Consider the following 14,092-nt stretch of genomic DNA (forward strand, 5'->3'; position numbering starts at 1 on the left):
TCTTTACAGTAAATCCTCATTTCATTCACTTTTATTATTTAAAGCATCTATAAGACCTTTCCCATTCTCTATACTAGATAATTTTAATTCTACATCAGCTATCGTACTAGCAGAAACCATTTTAACAAACTCAAATGATACTTGCCCATTATTATTCTCTGCTACTACTTCAAGTCCATGAATTAATGCTTCTAATCCAGCTTTCATACCACCTAAGAAAGCTAACTGAATATTATTATCAATTTTTTCCATGTCTGCCTCCATTCTTCTAAAGAAACTCTTGCTTACTGTGCTTTCATTACACCACAATGTTCTCTTACTTCATTAATAATCTGCTCTACTTTCTCATACATTTCTTTATCTGTTGTTATTCCACGAATATGTTTCATATCCACCCTTGATTTAATTGAGGTATCTAAGGTATAATCTATACTCCATTTCCCCCAATCATAGCCTACATAAAATACATATCCGACTACATAAGGTTCGCATAACTGAAAGCTTAAATTAACTGGAAAATGTTCTGTTGGCATTCCACAGTTATGTATATCACAAAATGTTCCCATTTTTCTTATTCTGTTAGCGACTCTATTATAATCTTTCATATATCATCACTCCTTAATCTACTTGAATAATCAATCTGATCTGTTTTCCACCTATACAATCAATAACAATTCCGTTGTCTCCTGTGACATACATATCAGGATAACGACCAACTCTTTCAATTTCAGGTGCATCACCAGTTTCCATTTTGTCACTGAAAAAATCATATAAATCATCCTCAACAAACTCTTTTGTGATTACTTTTTCAATTTCAAATCCGTTCTGCCAAAATCCTGTATCTTCTGATAACCAATCAGCAATTTCTTCAAGAGCATATTCTTTATCTTCTTTTCTTTTGTATAATTCTTCTAAATCATCAGGAATAATAAGTTCTGTTGGAAGTTCATTTAATACTTCCATATCTCCGTCTGTGTCCCATTTAATATTTATTGCCTTTAACATAATTATTCCTCCATTTCTGTAGCTTCTGCATCACTGTCATAACACTGATCTGGCGCATCTTCTCTACCTTCCTTAATAGCATCAATTAACCTTTCTTCTGCTTCTTCTTTGCTATTTGCCTCTACTTCGTAAAATCCTTCATAGCACTCATAATATCTAACATTAAATTTCGCCATAATAAATCAACCATCCTTTCGTTTGAAATGCTATTTCTTTACATTGTCATTTTATGAATCTTATCCCAATCAATCTGCTTAAACAGTTTGCTTCTAAAATTTTCCAGCTCATCTGCCTTTTCACACTGCTCACAATAATCATCCACATCATCGAAATAATCATCTTCCGTCTCCATCCACCAATCTTCCCATTCGGACTCTTCTTCGTTCCAGATCTGAATACCGCCTGTATTGCAATAATCTGGTTTAATTCTGTTCTGTAACTGAAATGCGTCATAAGCAGCCAATAAATCCATAATCTTTTTGCCTTCTTCTACTGTATTAACTGGAATATAAAATGCTCCACCATCTGCCCCTACCTGTGGAATCCACCATACTCTTAATTTACTCATATTATTCAACCTCACTTTCCAACTCTGATCTTATCCAACTGCTTTTTTAATTTTCCATCATTAATCTCAACTTCATATCCAGACAAATAAGAAACAATGTCACTTGCTCTCTTATTGCTCCGTGTAATACACACAGGAATCCCATCAACTGAAATAACTGTTTTATATGTACTGTTATATTGCTTTACTCTTGTCTGCGTAATTTTCATTTTCATCACTCCTTTATCATCATGTTTCTAAAGTATGCAAATACCATTATCATTGCTTTATATTTCCGTGGATGCTTCATAATATCCTCAATTTCTTTCTCAAGACCTGCTGTATCTATATCTAATTCGCTTTTTGTAAGAAAGAATCCATTCAATCCACGAAGTTCCTCATTGCCATAAGTTTCCCTAATTTCTCTTCTTATCATTTTTGCTGTGTCTGTCGCAGCTTGCTCCAATAATTTTCGATCTACCATATTAATCACTCCAATCTTCTAATAATTCATATACTTCGTCTTTATTGTCATACATATACTGACTAAACGTTTCGTAATCTCCATCTTTATCAGGAAATTCTTCAATAAATCTTCCCCACATTGCATCTGACACCACATTTTCATTGAATAATTTTCCCTTATATTCAAGTTCTGCATCTGCCCATTCTCCGTGTGAAATATATCCAATATCTTTAATTCCGCAATAGTTTGGATATTCTTTCATCGGGAAGCTTGCTACACCATCTTTTACTACAAAATCTCTTTCTATTGTGCTTGTCATCTTCTCACCTCTTCAATTTAGATAAATACAAAACATTACTATTCCTTTCCATTTTGTGTTATAATACTAATATAGGAGTGAGGACTTACACGGCTGCGTCACCAGCCGATGCCTCTTGTGTTAGCAATTCTCTTCTATGTATTCCCATGCTTCTTCCTCAGTTGGAAAAGCATTTGGACAACCTGGTACATAGAAGTCGCCATACATTTTGTAAGGTTTAATCACTCTAACACCTCCTCATATGTATTTATAGAAAAAGCAGAGATAATTAAATCTCTGCTTTAACTATCACTATTAAGTTATTCTCCACTGTCTCTTAACTAACCGCCATCATAACTGATAATATATTTAAACATCTTAATCACTCTCCTTTACAATTTTTCAAATAATCAGCTTTATTTTTTCTATATTCTGCTTCAATTTCGTCCAATCTTTTCTGTTCTTCATCGCACTCTTCTTGTGATTCAAATACATCATAGTAATGTGTATCTCCATCCCAACGACATCGCACAATTTTATCTTTCTCTTTATCCGTTAATTGATATACTCTGTACATTTTAATCATCCTCACCATCTATAAAATACATATCATATTCGATACCTGCTTCTTTCAGTTTCCATCCAATCCAATCTCCATAAGACCAACATTCTTCTTCAACTTTTGAATTATTCCAAAAATCATCAAAGGCTTTTTCTGCTACTTCTTTTGCCTTATCAAAATCTTCATCATTTACCAATAAAACTAAATTCATCCACGGATTCATATCAGAATAAAGATTAATACATCTGCGTTCTACTACCATCTTAATCACTCTCCCTTTAGATTAGGACATAAACCAAGTCCACCATCAATTTCAGGTATTCTTCTAAATGCTCCTCTGTGTGGACATTCTTCTCTTTCACACTCTGGGCAATAACATTTCTGGTACTCTTCATAACTCATTTTCCAATTTGTTTCTGCAAATCTTTCTCTTGTCATCATATCAATCACTCCTTTAAACAATCCTTGTCAACTACTGCAAATAACTTAATCTCTTCACCGACTTCACTTTCATCAAGATCAAGATTGTCAAGCAGCTCTGCAAATGACTCGTCAGTAAAATCTTCCTTATATAAATACACATCATGTACTGTTGGAATACACCACAAATGCAATCTGATAAACTCAATCAATTCAATCCATTCACACTCATTACATATCCGTCTTGCACACCTTACTAATGATTGGACAAAATCTTGAGTCATTAATCCGTTACCTTCGAGCTTCTTAATCTGTTCGTCAGTAATCTCCTTTACGTTGCTCATACCTTTATCCATAATGTAAGAAATAACTGCATTCCCCATTCGTGAATCGAACTCTTCCTCAATAATCTTTCCTATTTTTGTTTCGTAATATGTCATAATCATTCCTCGCTTTCCCATCCAAAATTTTCAATAACTTTTTCTTTAATATCTTCACTGGACATCCATGCACCACAACAATTACAAACACGAATTGTCTTTTGGACTCTATTTCCATTCTTTTTCCCTTTTATTGTAACTTTATAATTTGGTATTTTTATATCTGATGCTTCACAAAAATAACATCTAGTCATTTTTAACACCTCCATTTCTAATCAAACAGTTCTTTCATTCGGTTTTATGCTACAAAGAATGTACCATCCTCTAAGAATTTCCATTCATTTGCTTCACATGCTTCTTCCATTGTTTCATCATCCACTTCATAGAAAAATTCATAACCATATTTTTCATAATCAGCACATAATCTTTCAATAATTGTAATCACATATTTTTCAAGCTTCTGAAGCAATTCTTTATTTACATTTTTGTAATTTGCATACCATAAATCATTTTCCCATTCTTCTGCTAGATCAATTCTATCTACACAACAATAGTTATAATGATTATTCATAGGAAGTTTAATATCCGTTCCACATTCACTTGAATACCTACTGATTGTTCTTAATTCCTTTTCCGTAAAATATTCAATCAAATCATTAAATTCATCTCCACAGAAATGACTTTTCGGAAGATTTAACACATTGCTTACATTTAACTCTCCATAAATATTCAATCCGTCTCCCTGGCAGTAATTTAAAGAATACTGTAATTTCAGTTCGCTATCTGGAAAGATATTCCGTAAATCCTGCTCATAAATTTCAGTAAATTCCGATGGTCTAAAATCGTCATCTAAATACCACTGTTTTGCTTTATCTTTTGCATCTTCTGACAATTCAGAAAAGTTATATATTTTGTATTCTCTTGTAACAACTTCCATATCAATCAACCTCACTTTCTTGCACCAAATCTCTTTTCCATAATGTGATTTACACTATCTTGTGCATACATTTCTCTTGCACATTCCATAAATTTCTGAATACCATATCCGTAATCTTCCATTGAATCATTTAAAATCCGTTCAATTAAATCTTTGTCCATTTCTTCTGTATAAATTGAAGGACTTCCCTGACCATCTGCATTACTAAATCCAACAACCTTTCCTGAACTCATTCGTAAAATATCAAGTTTATAAAATCCATACATTCTATTGATGATAATATTATGTATTTTCCCTCTGTACTTTACATTTACATCACCGCAAAGAACTCTTCCATCTTCTGCAATGTTTACACTTCCAACAAGAGTTCTATATTCATCGTAGTTCCCATTCTGACTGTAAATATAAGCAGCTACTGCTTCAATATTTGCAAGTGTACCCGTTAATTTTTGAAATTTTTCATATTCATTTTGGGTATATTTAATCAATGGTTCATCTCCATATTGAACTGCCACAATATCATGGAGAGAATCATTCCATGACGTAAACCATTTTTCTTTCAATTCTTCTCTTGTTATTCTCATTTCTCGTTCTCCTTCCAATAAATAAGACAGACACATTTATTTGCGTCTGCCTTATTTATTCTCTGTTTGTTGCATTAAAAAAGCAGATAACATTCTCTGCTATCTGCTCTCCTCGAATATTATAAAACTGCATTTTCTTATCATTTCATAATTACTACATCCTTTATAATTATCACACATCCAATTATAAATCTCTGTATCAGACATATTATGAAATTTTAGAATACGTTTTCTACATTCATCCAAAATATATTCTTCCATATTTTTATTCCTCTATTTCTTCAACATCGCTTTCGTCATAGTGAGTATCTGCGATTGGACGACACCTATCAGATCTTAATTCATCTTCTGCAATTCTAAGTGCCTCTGTTTCATTTTCTGCCTCAACTTCATATTCTTCATATGTTGTAAATGTCACATTATACTTCTTCATAATCATTCCTCCATTCTTCAATCCACGATTCTAAACCGATTGATTTAATTGTTCTCATTTCATCCTCTGATAACTTAAATTTCCGTTCTATACAATAATTTCTTACTGTTTCAAACTCTTCTTTCATATATTTCTGGTCATCTTCAATAGATTCAGATAAATCTTTAATGATCCTATCTAATTCGTTCATACATGTCAACCCTCTTTCTTAGTAAATTACAATTTCATTTTGATTACCACTCTGGCTCTTTATCAATCAAGCCCAAGTAAAATGCATCTTTTTCTCTGTTCCAAAAATGTTCTCGCAAATCAGCAAGTGTTTTAGTTCCATTTTTCAACGCTTCATAATCTGCAAGTACCATATCATCTGTGTAATTTGCATATTCATTTCTTGCAATACCAAGTCTGAATGTCTCACCTTTTCGTATCCAACCAGACCTGCTTGTATTTTTAGCTATCGGATAAGCACCAATTGTATATCCGTGTAAGTCTGGATATTTTTCTGTATTTTCGCTATGCCAATCTTCAAGCTGTATTTTCGTTCCATCTAGTAAAACAGCACTATCAATTATTTTCTGCATAATTCTCAACCTCCCCACTTTCTAATCTCAATACCAAATCAAGCACTTTATCTCTATACTTAATCATCTGTACTGCTTTTCTAAGAGTTTCCTTTTCTCCAAATTCGTCAGGGATAATATCAATTCCATACTCTACAAGCTGTTTTTCTGCCTCATACATTAAGCCTTTTGCATTCGCTTCTGGAATATAATCTTTACCTCTTGAATCTGCTATACCAGCTTTTACATATTCTGGATAACATAAATCAATGAATCGTGGTAATTCATTATCTAAGTCCATCATATATGTTAAGTCAGGATCAAGGATACGTTTAGGTTTACCATCTCCACCTCGCTTTTCCATCATTTCCGCAACATGTTCTGTCTCATAAAATTCATTCTCTGCAAGAACTTTTCTTTGAATTTCTTCTGCATTTGCCTTAATGGTTTCATATAATGCTTTTGCATTAAAATAATTGCTTTTCATTTTGCCAAGTAATACTTTGTCATACTGAATCTGTGGTAACATATTAATCACTCTCCTTCCTAAATCAACAACATTCTCTTATATTCTGGATTTTTCTTATGCCTATCTCCAACTTTAATAAAAATTGGCTTTCCATTGTCAATGGTCACAGCTCCATAAGGATCTGTCATAAGTGGATTTTTCTTCCAGCCTTCAGGTATTTTAGATACAACTTCCATACCTCTCTTCTTTGCAACTTCCATTACATGTTCAAGTTTCTTTTCCGTTGCACTCTTACCTGTAGCATGTTCAAATAACTCAATACAAGCTTCAATGATTTTCTTTCTGTTTTCTTCTGTATCTTCGAGTAACCAATCAAAGTTGATCACATTTCGCTTTCCATCAAATTTTTCTGTGACATTATATCCACCATAACAGCCATTTTCCGAATCATGTACATAAGTATGGCAACCAACATAGGTTTCCATCACTTTATCAGTCCAACCATTTTTATGCCATGCATAAGGTAATGAATTTTTACCTCCTGGATTTTTACAATGCACAATCTCTATTGTCATTGTTTCCTGTTTTGCGTTTTTATCAAGTACATGTACCCATGTGCTACCAAAATCTCTTTTTTCTATTTCATACTCCATCATACTAATCAACCTGCCTTTCTAATTTCTCCAACTTCTTGTTACTGTGTCATATAAAGCTCCGTTTGCATCCTGGTATTCATCGTCTTCTGAATATGTGAATACATAACATTTATGACCGTTGATATTTTTTATTTTTCTTTCACCATATAAGATTGCATATCTTTCTCTGAAACTTGCACTATCACACATTTCTCTCATCTCTTCATCTCTCTTTGGATTTCCACAAGCTGCCTGAACACATCCATATAGCCAACCATTCAGATAATCAATGTTGTAACAATACTGCTTCCATGAATCTGAATCATCAGTGAATACATAGAAACTTTCTCCGTCATCACCACGCTCAATCCGTGGCTTGCCAAAGTTTGCAATAAATGACATCAGGTTGTCTTTAATAATTTCCATTTCATTTTTTGTAAAATCGTACATAATTCGTTTCCTCACTTTCTTGTAATAAAATAGGCAGCTAGTAGATTATTCTCCTAACTGCCTTTGCGGTTACTTGTTATTCCGTTCTTCTCTTTTCTTTCCTATTTCTTTAATATGCTCACACATTTCATCCGAAACGCCATACTGTTTTAACCGTTTTGCCAAGCGTTTATAATACGGTAAGTCATTCCACCGTGATTTATTTTTAGCCATTTCTCTTCACTCCTTTCCATAAAATCTTAGTTTACTTTGACTTTATGCTACAATTTTAATATGTCCTTCTTTAATAAGTGACACTAAATCCTCAGTATAATAATCACGACTACTTGCAACACTATCATCAGGCTCAACTGGTATCAGAACAATTTTGTAGTTCTGTTTAATTTCTCGATTCCATCTTTCTTCTACCTTGCATAATGTGTCTTTAAATTCATTTCCGTTTAAGAAAAATCCAAATCCACATGTTGTATTCAATGGAACAATAAACCTGGCATTTTCAATCCCATCAGTCATAATTGCTTGGCATAAATCATCTGAAGTAATCCATTCTCCATTTTCGATTTTCTCTTTCAACTCCTTCATAGAGATTTTAATCCAATCATTAAGATAAATTTTGTTGCGATTCCAAGTAAAGAACTTTCCCTTTTCATCTTCTCTGATTGTACGATCATATGATTTCCGTGTTTTTGTATCTTCAACTGACACTTCATTATGAAAATCATCATTCCATACAAATACTCTAATTATTTCATTTCCACACTTATATTTATAAGTCATATCTGTTATCCTCCATTTCCTAGTAAATGCGAATTTCAAACGGTTACTTTTTCCCATTTTCCCTCTGCATTCCAAAAAATCCATCCATCATCTGTCTCAATACAAATATTGCCCTCATAATCACCTACATTTCCATGATATTTTGATAAATCAATATTGTTTTTCTTCAACCATTCATTTGCGGTCATATGCTTCACCTCCGAAAGAAACACGCATTTAGTTTGTGTTCACTTCTTCAAAATAATCTGGTGTACATGAATATTCGACACCTACAATTCCTTTTGTACCCATATTTGTTTCAACTGTATATGTTCCGTCATGATGCTTAATTGCCCCATATACTTTACCAGTCGTCCAAACCGTAGCAAAATCATCATTGCCGGTTAAATCTTCTTCATAATCCTTTATACATCTTAACCATCTTTTATATTTCATTTCTCTTACCTCCAATTCATAAGCAACACACATTTTAATTTCAAATACTCATTGTTCCATCAAAATAATCGTTCAAACCTTCGAAATAATCTTCGTTCGACTGTTCCTGATGAACAAATCCCTGTTCACACTGTTCTTCATAAGCTGCCTTCTGTGTCTCTTTATAAATAATTTCATCAATTCTATTCATTTTCTCTTACCTCCAATTCTAAGGGAACACGTATTTACTGTTCTATAATCAGCTTTCCGTAATATGTGTAATCTAATAAAACAGCATCGACATTTTTCTTTGCCTTATACTTTTCAAATAACTCCTTTGCTATAACATCCAGTCTATCAGAATTACCTTTGTAATCCATTAATATTGATTTAAGCATATTCCATTCTTTGTTGCTTACTACAATAATCATTGCTCTTTCCATTTTTTCATCTCCTTATGAAATATCCATTTACTATAACTTCAACGCAACTCTATTTACAACCGACTGTACTATTGATCGTACATTCTCAGCAGTTACATTGATTTCATATTTACAGCTATTAATTACAGCTATTAAAATTTTGGCTTTTCTCAAATTATTACTAGTTAAATTCTTCATAATTTTTCCATTCTTCTATACTGTTTTTAATAACTTATTATGTTTTTCTTTTGCTTCCATGACATTAAAAGAGTATTTACATTTTTCCGATACGCCATATTTATTTATTACTTCACTAATATAGCCATTATTACAAGGGTATGTGGTTACAACATATCCGTGTTTTATTGTTCTAATTGCCATGATATTTTCCTCCTTATATGATTTTTTTAGGTGTGCATATCATCCACAAACCACATATGAGTGCAATACCTGTTAATATGTAAATTGGAATTGTTTTTTCCATTGATGTATTCATCAATATGTAACTTACTATCAGAATAACCCCTGATATTTTTTGACCTATTAATTTTTTTGTATGCCTTCTGTACATCTGGCATACTTCATTATATGTATACAATTTATTATTTCTCATTTTCCTATTCCTCCTTATAATGTGTTATTCTCTATAAATACATTATTAATGACACACCCTGTTTTTAGAATGTGCCATTTATAACATACTTATATGTTTTATTCCTCTGCCTGATTTTCTTCTAATTTTTCCTCTATATCATCCTCTTCTAAAACTTCCGCTATTGCTTGTCCTAGTAAATAGCAACGGATTGTAACGTCCATTGCTTCAGATCCTTGTTTTAAAATATCCGTTCCATCCTGTCCAAAGTTTTCCAACGCTTCAGCCAGCAGATCCCAGTTATGAGACAACGCCTCTTCTGACTTCCAAGAATTGCAATAATAACTTCCGCTTGCATTTCCTGTTACATTGTCATTTATCCATAAATCATCATTAAGTTTTTCTTCCAGTTCTTCCAGGCTGCTAAAATCTAGCAGTTTAATTTCATTATTTATATATTCTCTTACATCCTCTTTTACTGCTTCTAAATAATTATATTTTTCGCTCATAGTGTTGTACCTCCTTAATTTTTCCACTAAAAAAGCAACCCATATATATTTTTTATGAGTTGCTTATAAATATTATTGAGTTTATTTGATTATGTATATTATTTATACTCTATCCATTCATTCTTTTTATCTTGTCTAAATTATTTATCTTTTCTATTTGTTTACTTTTCCTTTATTGTATTGTTAAATAATATTCATTCCATCCCTTGCCATATCCTACATGACTTGATTGTATAATGATTACCAAATTATAAATGTGATATTCTTGAATACAAGCGTTGTTTCTATCTAATTCTTTATACAGATATTTATCATAAAGATATTTGACAAAAATATCATACTGTTTTTCTGATATTCTTTTACTTTTGCAAAAATTAAATGATGGTAAAAACGTATCTTTAAACCATTCCATTTTTATTCCTCCTTATATTTGTTATATATTATATTATTTTTTATTTGCTGTCTACTAGCTTTTATTTGCTATCTACTAAATATCTACAACCATATATTATATAATCATAAATATTTATTATAGAATAGTCATTATAAAGCTATTCATACAGACAAAATAAAAGAGTTATCAATAATACAAATTAATGTAGTTAACTTGATAACCCTTTTATTTATATACTTGTTACAAACAGGGAAAACAATTGTTATATATCATATTGTTTACTACTCACTAATAAGGTACTAGCCGTTCATTTTTGCCCAACTCAGATATAAACTTTTGCAATATATTGTATAGATGTATTTTTGTCTGTATTGTATAGCCTCATAAAATTATTATGTATCAGACTTCACAAGTGATTCACAGTCTCGTTATCTTACCCTTGTTTTTCAAGTTTGCCTCTAGTCTGGATTTACTCCGCTTTACTGCTAGTTGTTTGGTCGTGATCCTCTACACGTCAAGTTTATTTTTATCCTGATGGTACTTGCTACCTTTACAGCCGTACTATAAGCTATTTATTTCAAATTTCCTATAGCGGATAGTTTTTATTATACAGTGTCTACCTCTTCACTTGTCTGTTGTACTCATAATTTTGGCAACATCAACATTTAACCTTCTTTTTAGTCGGTGTTAACTACGACTTTTATATATTATAAAAAATATATAGAGCCTTCTATATATCAATTTAATTGTTTGCCGTGTTCTGATGTTATCTTATGTGGGTGTATCTTATACTCTCCCAGGTGGATGGCATTGCCACGCCTGTTTTTTGATAATGGAGGCAGTCAGGCATCCTCCGAGCCTCTATAAAATACTTTGATAATGTTTCTATCTGTATAGTTCACTTATGACCTTCTTTGATTTTATGCACTTATTACCAAACTGGTAGCCCTCAGATCAAAGCTGGTAGACCTCAAAATATACTTTGTTATCATTGTATTTATTTATCATTGTGCAAATGGCAAGTTGTAATTGAATACCACGGCTTCACCGCTTGCCTCTGAATTATGCTATTTCAAGTACCCCTGATTTTCTCATATCGTGAAACCATGAAATAAAGTCTGTATATTCTACTTTATCAATATTGAGCAGATAATATAAAAACCAATCTTTTTTGGTCATTGTTTGCTCTGTCTCATAACAGGTATATAATGTGTTAATATCATTCATAGTCTTACACCTTCTTTTTATGTAGTTTCGACCGCCTGTTCTGGCGGTTTCGTCTTAATTTTCAAAGACTCATCAGGAAACCTTTAAAATATGTATAATGCGGATGATCTAGCGGTTATTGCATATAATGTGCCCGTTTTGTCACCCTTTAATAACTTGCCATTCAAGCCATATATACCGATGGCATAGCCGACTTGATTTAAATAACCTTCTTTTTTCATAAGTTCTTTATACATATCATTGTTACCTTTTGTAAGATCAACGGCTAACCCATTGTTTACAAGGTTTTTTAACTGCTTAAGTGTGTATTTTCTCATGGTGATTACCTCCTGAATTTATTCTCTTTTAAATGTGCTATCTTTCAATTACTGTAAAGCCTGCATTTTCTGCTTTTTTGATCTCTGTTGTTGTCATTTTAGTTGTAGCAATATAGAGATTATGTAATTTAATTGTTTACTGTACGCATATTGAACAACCTCCTTTTATGTGTATTTTTAGGCAAAGTTAATAAGGGTATAACATAGGTATAGCTTGCCCATATAGGACTTGCCCCTAACGATAGAACTTATTAACTTTCTTTATCTTATGTATTCATTATACCATACGTATGATATAATGCAACTTGATAACATATACAAAATGACGATAAAAGAACGGTTGTTCGTGTAATACGTATGATATTTGTATAATCTGCACAATTTAAGGCTATGTAATACGTATGATATAGTAGTTTTTATGTGCATGTTGTATAATTGATTTTTGATCTAAAAAATGATAAAATTTTAATTACTTGAATTTTGGAGGTGATTTTGTGAATAGTGCACAAAAGAAACAAGAATATAAATATACAGACGCTAGAATTAAAGCAAATAAAAAATATGCTAACAGTCGATGGAGACCTAATATCTTTATAGATGTAGATAAAAGGGAAACTATAGAAACATGGTTAAATAATCACGGTTATAAAAGTTTAAATGAATATGTGATTGATTGTTTAAAAAGGGATGAAATTATATAGACATGTTTAAATATGAAAATAACAAGCAAGTTAAAAATGAGTTTAAAAAAATGGCAATAGATTGTAATATGACTATGGCAGAGGTTGCAAAAAAGTGTGACATGATACCACAACAGTTGAATAACAGATTTAATAATAATCGTTTAGCCTTGTCAGATCTAGCTATGTGGTGCGATGCTTTAGAATGTGATCTTGTAATTGATTTTGTAAAGCGTAAATAATTTTAATAAAATACCCCTAGTAACTAGAATAAATAATAAAATGGATTATATTAATATATAATTATGTGGTCGCATTATATAATATATAAATGTATGTTAGAATAGGGATAGTATGATATAACGTGATATTTATTTTTATGGGATTGCAGATTGTGAAAATATATTTTTTTATTTGAGTAATCAAAATTTAAATATTAAGACGAACAAATGCACACTAGCTAGTACACGTTAATATATATATATATATATATATATCAATGCAAAACAGTATCTAATAGTATAGTATTAGGTACTGTTTTTTTTATTGTTTTTACCAGGTTTTTCAAGTTTGATATGGTGGGGTGTGTTTACATCTTAGCAGCCAACCACCAGACGATTTTTCAGTGTATCTGTTCCACTCACACGAAATTCTCCATTTTCAGTTCGATACTTAGTTCGACAACTCCCTTAATTTTCAATCAAAAATCCGAATTACTCATATCCCATCTTCATCACTCTTCCACTCAAAATCTATAAAATTCCTTATAAATCAACCATTTTGTCGAACCTACCTGAATTCTTTCTCAAACCACCAATCATCTCAACCACATCAACTTTTAAAATATCCTTAAAATAAGTATCATTTCCTTATATTAATACCACTTTGCCGAAAATAAATAATCGAACATCATATCTTACCTCACACATCCATTCACACTATCCCCTCTCCCAAACGACCTATATCATCAAATCTAACCCTAAAATTCAATTCAACCCTTCACCCTACCAATTT

General features: G+C 31.8%; 35 protein-coding genes. 2 read left to right on the forward strand and 33 right to left on the reverse strand.

Features of this window, described 5'->3' with window-relative positions:
- Positions 1–21: 21 nt before the first annotated feature.
- The 33 genes from AB5150_RS04370 to AB5150_RS04530 form a co-directional block, all read right to left on the reverse strand.
- Entirely contained in the window at positions 22–252 is a 231-nt protein-coding gene (locus AB5150_RS04370; RefSeq protein ID WP_368291323.1) for a hypothetical protein, read from the reverse strand.
- A 32-nt stretch (positions 253–284) separates the two neighbouring features.
- Complete coding sequence (locus tag AB5150_RS04375; RefSeq protein WP_368291324.1) at positions 285–605, reverse strand: hypothetical protein; 321 nt, start codon at positions 603–605, stop codon at positions 285–287.
- Positions 606–618: 13 nt separating this feature from the next.
- A complete protein-coding gene (locus tag AB5150_RS04380; RefSeq protein WP_368291325.1) occupies positions 619–1,005 on the reverse strand; it encodes a hypothetical protein in 387 nt (128 codons plus the stop codon).
- Positions 1,006–1,007: 2 nt separating this feature from the next.
- Positions 1,008–1,181, reverse strand: coding sequence for a hypothetical protein (locus tag AB5150_RS04385; RefSeq protein WP_368291326.1), 174 nt, complete (start codon positions 1,179–1,181; stop codon positions 1,008–1,010).
- Positions 1,182–1,219: 38 nt separating this feature from the next.
- On the reverse strand, positions 1,220–1,573 hold the full coding sequence (locus AB5150_RS04390; RefSeq protein WP_368291327.1) for a hypothetical protein: 354 nt from the start codon (positions 1,571–1,573) through the stop codon (positions 1,220–1,222).
- An 11-nt stretch (positions 1,574–1,584) separates the two neighbouring features.
- Positions 1,585–1,782, reverse strand: coding sequence for a hypothetical protein (locus tag AB5150_RS04395; protein WP_368291328.1), 198 nt, complete (start codon positions 1,780–1,782; stop codon positions 1,585–1,587).
- Positions 1,783–1,787: 5 nt separating this feature from the next.
- Positions 1,788–2,036 (reverse strand): hypothetical protein, encoded by a 249-nt coding sequence (locus AB5150_RS04400; RefSeq protein ID WP_368291329.1) that lies wholly within the window; start codon positions 2,034–2,036, stop codon positions 1,788–1,790.
- A gap of 1 nt (position 2,037) precedes the next feature.
- A complete protein-coding gene (locus AB5150_RS04405; protein ID WP_368291330.1) occupies positions 2,038–2,337 on the reverse strand; it encodes a hypothetical protein in 300 nt (99 codons plus the stop codon).
- A 361-nt stretch (positions 2,338–2,698) separates the two neighbouring features.
- Positions 2,699–2,893, reverse strand: coding sequence for a hypothetical protein (locus tag AB5150_RS04410; protein WP_368291331.1), 195 nt, complete (start codon positions 2,891–2,893; stop codon positions 2,699–2,701).
- Position 2,894: 1 nt separating this feature from the next.
- Entirely contained in the window at positions 2,895–3,140 is a 246-nt protein-coding gene (locus AB5150_RS04415; RefSeq protein ID WP_368291332.1) for a hypothetical protein, read from the reverse strand.
- Positions 3,141–3,145: 5 nt separating this feature from the next.
- Positions 3,146–3,319: a hypothetical protein gene (locus tag AB5150_RS04420; protein ID WP_368291333.1), complete on the reverse strand. Its 174-nt coding sequence runs from the start codon at positions 3,317–3,319 to the stop codon at positions 3,146–3,148.
- Between the two features lie 5 nt (positions 3,320–3,324).
- Complete coding sequence (locus tag AB5150_RS04425) at positions 3,325–3,738, reverse strand: hypothetical protein (RefSeq protein ID WP_368291334.1); 414 nt, start codon at positions 3,736–3,738, stop codon at positions 3,325–3,327.
- A 2-nt stretch (positions 3,739–3,740) separates the two neighbouring features.
- The gene (locus AB5150_RS04430; protein WP_368291335.1) at positions 3,741–3,932 is read right to left on the reverse strand and encodes a hypothetical protein; all 192 of its coding nucleotides are present in this window, start codon (positions 3,930–3,932) and stop codon (positions 3,741–3,743) included.
- Between the two features lie 44 nt (positions 3,933–3,976).
- Positions 3,977–4,615 (reverse strand): hypothetical protein, encoded by a 639-nt coding sequence (locus tag AB5150_RS04435; protein WP_368291336.1) that lies wholly within the window; start codon positions 4,613–4,615, stop codon positions 3,977–3,979.
- An 11-nt stretch (positions 4,616–4,626) separates the two neighbouring features.
- Positions 4,627–5,199 (reverse strand): hypothetical protein, encoded by a 573-nt coding sequence (locus AB5150_RS04440; protein WP_368291337.1) that lies wholly within the window; start codon positions 5,197–5,199, stop codon positions 4,627–4,629.
- 265 nt (positions 5,200–5,464) lie between these two features.
- Entirely contained in the window at positions 5,465–5,632 is a 168-nt protein-coding gene (locus tag AB5150_RS04445) for a hypothetical protein (RefSeq protein ID WP_368291338.1), read from the reverse strand.
- Positions 5,619–5,822, reverse strand: a complete 204-nt coding sequence (locus tag AB5150_RS04450; RefSeq protein ID WP_368291339.1) for a hypothetical protein — start codon at positions 5,820–5,822, stop codon at positions 5,619–5,621. Before AB5150_RS04450 ends, AB5150_RS04445 begins: the two co-directional genes overlap by 14 nt.
- A 43-nt stretch (positions 5,823–5,865) precedes the next feature.
- Entirely contained in the window at positions 5,866–6,213 is a 348-nt protein-coding gene (locus AB5150_RS04455; protein ID WP_368291340.1) for a hypothetical protein, read from the reverse strand.
- Positions 6,197–6,721 carry a hypothetical protein gene (locus tag AB5150_RS04460; RefSeq protein ID WP_368291341.1) on the reverse strand — a complete coding sequence of 175 codons (525 nt, stop codon included), beginning with the start codon at positions 6,719–6,721 and terminating at the stop codon, positions 6,197–6,199. The genes AB5150_RS04455 and AB5150_RS04460 overlap by 17 nt, the downstream gene beginning before the upstream one ends.
- A 17-nt stretch (positions 6,722–6,738) precedes the next feature.
- Positions 6,739–7,317, reverse strand: coding sequence for a hypothetical protein (locus tag AB5150_RS04465; protein ID WP_368291342.1), 579 nt, complete (start codon positions 7,315–7,317; stop codon positions 6,739–6,741).
- Between the two features lie 18 nt (positions 7,318–7,335).
- The gene (locus AB5150_RS04470) at positions 7,336–7,746 is read right to left on the reverse strand and encodes a hypothetical protein (protein ID WP_368291343.1); all 411 of its coding nucleotides are present in this window, start codon (positions 7,744–7,746) and stop codon (positions 7,336–7,338) included.
- Positions 7,747–7,815: 69 nt separating this feature from the next.
- On the reverse strand, positions 7,816–7,959 hold the full coding sequence (locus AB5150_RS04475) for a hypothetical protein (RefSeq protein WP_368291344.1): 144 nt from the start codon (positions 7,957–7,959) through the stop codon (positions 7,816–7,818).
- Between the two features lie 42 nt (positions 7,960–8,001).
- Positions 8,002–8,523: a hypothetical protein gene (locus AB5150_RS04480; RefSeq protein ID WP_368291345.1), complete on the reverse strand. Its 522-nt coding sequence runs from the start codon at positions 8,521–8,523 to the stop codon at positions 8,002–8,004.
- Between the two features lie 35 nt (positions 8,524–8,558).
- Positions 8,559–8,711 carry a hypothetical protein gene (locus tag AB5150_RS04485; protein WP_368291346.1) on the reverse strand — a complete coding sequence of 51 codons (153 nt, stop codon included), beginning with the start codon at positions 8,709–8,711 and terminating at the stop codon, positions 8,559–8,561.
- 28 nt (positions 8,712–8,739) lie between these two features.
- Positions 8,740–8,958, reverse strand: coding sequence for a hypothetical protein (locus AB5150_RS04490; protein WP_368291347.1), 219 nt, complete (start codon positions 8,956–8,958; stop codon positions 8,740–8,742).
- A 40-nt stretch (positions 8,959–8,998) separates the two neighbouring features.
- Positions 8,999–9,148 carry a hypothetical protein gene (locus tag AB5150_RS04495; protein WP_368291348.1) on the reverse strand — a complete coding sequence of 50 codons (150 nt, stop codon included), beginning with the start codon at positions 9,146–9,148 and terminating at the stop codon, positions 8,999–9,001.
- A 34-nt stretch (positions 9,149–9,182) separates the two neighbouring features.
- The gene (locus tag AB5150_RS04500) at positions 9,183–9,380 is read right to left on the reverse strand and encodes a hypothetical protein (RefSeq protein WP_368291349.1); all 198 of its coding nucleotides are present in this window, start codon (positions 9,378–9,380) and stop codon (positions 9,183–9,185) included.
- Positions 9,381–9,572: 192 nt separating this feature from the next.
- Positions 9,573–9,740, reverse strand: coding sequence for a hypothetical protein (locus AB5150_RS04505; protein ID WP_368291350.1), 168 nt, complete (start codon positions 9,738–9,740; stop codon positions 9,573–9,575).
- 13 nt (positions 9,741–9,753) lie between these two features.
- Entirely contained in the window at positions 9,754–9,972 is a 219-nt protein-coding gene (locus AB5150_RS04510; RefSeq protein ID WP_368291351.1) for a hypothetical protein, read from the reverse strand.
- Between the two features lie 98 nt (positions 9,973–10,070).
- On the reverse strand, positions 10,071–10,460 hold the full coding sequence (locus tag AB5150_RS04515; RefSeq protein WP_368291352.1) for a hypothetical protein: 390 nt from the start codon (positions 10,458–10,460) through the stop codon (positions 10,071–10,073).
- Positions 10,461–10,632: 172 nt separating this feature from the next.
- On the reverse strand, positions 10,633–10,872 hold the full coding sequence (locus AB5150_RS04520; protein ID WP_368291353.1) for a hypothetical protein: 240 nt from the start codon (positions 10,870–10,872) through the stop codon (positions 10,633–10,635).
- Between the two features lie 1,044 nt (positions 10,873–11,916).
- Complete coding sequence (locus tag AB5150_RS04525; RefSeq protein WP_368291354.1) at positions 11,917–12,081, reverse strand: hypothetical protein; 165 nt, start codon at positions 12,079–12,081, stop codon at positions 11,917–11,919.
- Positions 12,082–12,164: 83 nt separating this feature from the next.
- The gene (locus AB5150_RS04530) at positions 12,165–12,398 is read right to left on the reverse strand and encodes a hypothetical protein (RefSeq protein ID WP_368291355.1); all 234 of its coding nucleotides are present in this window, start codon (positions 12,396–12,398) and stop codon (positions 12,165–12,167) included.
- Positions 12,399–12,892: 494 nt separating this feature from the next.
- Here AB5150_RS04530 and AB5150_RS04535 point away from each other — a divergent pair, with 494 nt between their 5' ends.
- Positions 12,893–13,099, forward strand: a complete 207-nt coding sequence (locus AB5150_RS04535; RefSeq protein WP_368291356.1) for a hypothetical protein — start codon at positions 12,893–12,895, stop codon at positions 13,097–13,099.
- Positions 13,100–13,101: 2 nt separating this feature from the next.
- On the forward strand, positions 13,102–13,320 hold the full coding sequence (locus AB5150_RS04540) for a helix-turn-helix domain-containing protein (protein WP_368291357.1): 219 nt from the start codon (positions 13,102–13,104) through the stop codon (positions 13,318–13,320).
- The last annotated feature ends 772 nt before the right edge of the window (positions 13,321–14,092 follow it).

Source organism: Coprococcus sp. RTP21281st1_F1_RTP21281_210402 (assembly GCF_040915325.1).
Taxonomy (GTDB): domain Bacteria; phylum Bacillota; class Clostridia; order Lachnospirales; family Lachnospiraceae; genus Coprococcus; species Coprococcus aceti.

Coding starts and splice junctions, on each gene's coding strand:
- AB5150_RS04460 (WP_368291341.1), bottom strand. CDS start 6,721: ATGTTACCACAGATTCAGTATGACAAAGTATTACTTGGCAAAATGAAA.
- AB5150_RS04495 (WP_368291348.1), bottom strand. CDS start 9,148: ATGAATAGAATTGATGAAATTATTTATAAAGAGACACAGAAGGCAGCT.
- AB5150_RS04485 (WP_368291346.1), bottom strand. CDS start 8,711: ATGACCGCAAATGAATGGTTGAAGAAAAACAATATTGATTTATCAAAA.
- AB5150_RS04510 (WP_368291351.1), bottom strand. CDS start 9,972: ATGAGAAATAATAAATTGTATACATATAATGAAGTATGCCAGATGTAC.
- AB5150_RS04520 (WP_368291353.1), bottom strand. CDS start 10,872: ATGGAATGGTTTAAAGATACGTTTTTACCATCATTTAATTTTTGCAAA.
- AB5150_RS04490 (WP_368291347.1), bottom strand. CDS start 8,958: ATGAAATATAAAAGATGGTTAAGATGTATAAAGGATTATGAAGAAGAT.
- AB5150_RS04505 (WP_368291350.1), bottom strand. CDS start 9,740: ATGGCAATTAGAACAATAAAACACGGATATGTTGTAACCACATACCCT.
- AB5150_RS04465 (WP_368291342.1), bottom strand. CDS start 7,317: ATGATGGAGTATGAAATAGAAAAAAGAGATTTTGGTAGCACATGGGTA.
- AB5150_RS04405 (WP_368291330.1), bottom strand. CDS start 2,337: ATGACAAGCACAATAGAAAGAGATTTTGTAGTAAAAGATGGTGTAGCA.
- AB5150_RS04500 (WP_368291349.1), bottom strand. CDS start 9,380: ATGGAAAGAGCAATGATTATTGTAGTAAGCAACAAAGAATGGAATATG.
- AB5150_RS04415 (WP_368291332.1), bottom strand. CDS start 3,140: ATGGTAGTAGAACGCAGATGTATTAATCTTTATTCTGATATGAATCCG.
- AB5150_RS04390 (WP_368291327.1), bottom strand. CDS start 1,573: ATGAGTAAATTAAGAGTATGGTGGATTCCACAGGTAGGGGCAGATGGT.
- AB5150_RS04540 (WP_368291357.1), top strand. CDS start 13,102: ATGTTTAAATATGAAAATAACAAGCAAGTTAAAAATGAGTTTAAAAAA.
- AB5150_RS04530 (WP_368291355.1), bottom strand. CDS start 12,398: ATGAGAAAATACACACTTAAGCAGTTAAAAAACCTTGTAAACAATGGG.
- AB5150_RS04370 (WP_368291323.1), bottom strand. CDS start 252: ATGGAAAAAATTGATAATAATATTCAGTTAGCTTTCTTAGGTGGTATG.
- AB5150_RS04455 (WP_368291340.1), bottom strand. CDS start 6,213: ATGCAGAAAATAATTGATAGTGCTGTTTTACTAGATGGAACGAAAATA.
- AB5150_RS04435 (WP_368291336.1), bottom strand. CDS start 4,615: ATGGAAGTTGTTACAAGAGAATACAAAATATATAACTTTTCTGAATTG.
- AB5150_RS04430 (WP_368291335.1), bottom strand. CDS start 3,932: ATGACTAGATGTTATTTTTGTGAAGCATCAGATATAAAAATACCAAAT.
- AB5150_RS04480 (WP_368291345.1), bottom strand. CDS start 8,523: ATGACTTATAAATATAAGTGTGGAAATGAAATAATTAGAGTATTTGTA.
- AB5150_RS04440 (WP_368291337.1), bottom strand. CDS start 5,199: ATGAGAATAACAAGAGAAGAATTGAAAGAAAAATGGTTTACGTCATGG.
- AB5150_RS04525 (WP_368291354.1), bottom strand. CDS start 12,081: ATGAATGATATTAACACATTATATACCTGTTATGAGACAGAGCAAACA.
- AB5150_RS04515 (WP_368291352.1), bottom strand. CDS start 10,460: ATGAGCGAAAAATATAATTATTTAGAAGCAGTAAAAGAGGATGTAAGA.
- AB5150_RS04395 (WP_368291328.1), bottom strand. CDS start 1,782: ATGAAAATTACGCAGACAAGAGTAAAGCAATATAACAGTACATATAAA.
- AB5150_RS04425 (WP_368291334.1), bottom strand. CDS start 3,738: ATGACATATTACGAAACAAAAATAGGAAAGATTATTGAGGAAGAGTTC.
- AB5150_RS04470 (WP_368291343.1), bottom strand. CDS start 7,746: ATGTACGATTTTACAAAAAATGAAATGGAAATTATTAAAGACAACCTG.
- AB5150_RS04380 (WP_368291325.1), bottom strand. CDS start 1,005: ATGTTAAAGGCAATAAATATTAAATGGGACACAGACGGAGATATGGAA.
- AB5150_RS04410 (WP_368291331.1), bottom strand. CDS start 2,893: ATGTACAGAGTATATCAATTAACGGATAAAGAGAAAGATAAAATTGTG.
- AB5150_RS04375 (WP_368291324.1), bottom strand. CDS start 605: ATGAAAGATTATAATAGAGTCGCTAACAGAATAAGAAAAATGGGAACA.
- AB5150_RS04420 (WP_368291333.1), bottom strand. CDS start 3,319: ATGATGACAAGAGAAAGATTTGCAGAAACAAATTGGAAAATGAGTTAT.
- AB5150_RS04400 (WP_368291329.1), bottom strand. CDS start 2,036: ATGGTAGATCGAAAATTATTGGAGCAAGCTGCGACAGACACAGCAAAA.
- AB5150_RS04450 (WP_368291339.1), bottom strand. CDS start 5,822: ATGAACGAATTAGATAGGATCATTAAAGATTTATCTGAATCTATTGAA.
- AB5150_RS04475 (WP_368291344.1), bottom strand. CDS start 7,959: ATGGCTAAAAATAAATCACGGTGGAATGACTTACCGTATTATAAACGC.
- AB5150_RS04445 (WP_368291338.1), bottom strand. CDS start 5,632: ATGAAGAAGTATAATGTGACATTTACAACATATGAAGAATATGAAGTT.
- AB5150_RS04385 (WP_368291326.1), bottom strand. CDS start 1,181: ATGGCGAAATTTAATGTTAGATATTATGAGTGCTATGAAGGATTTTAC.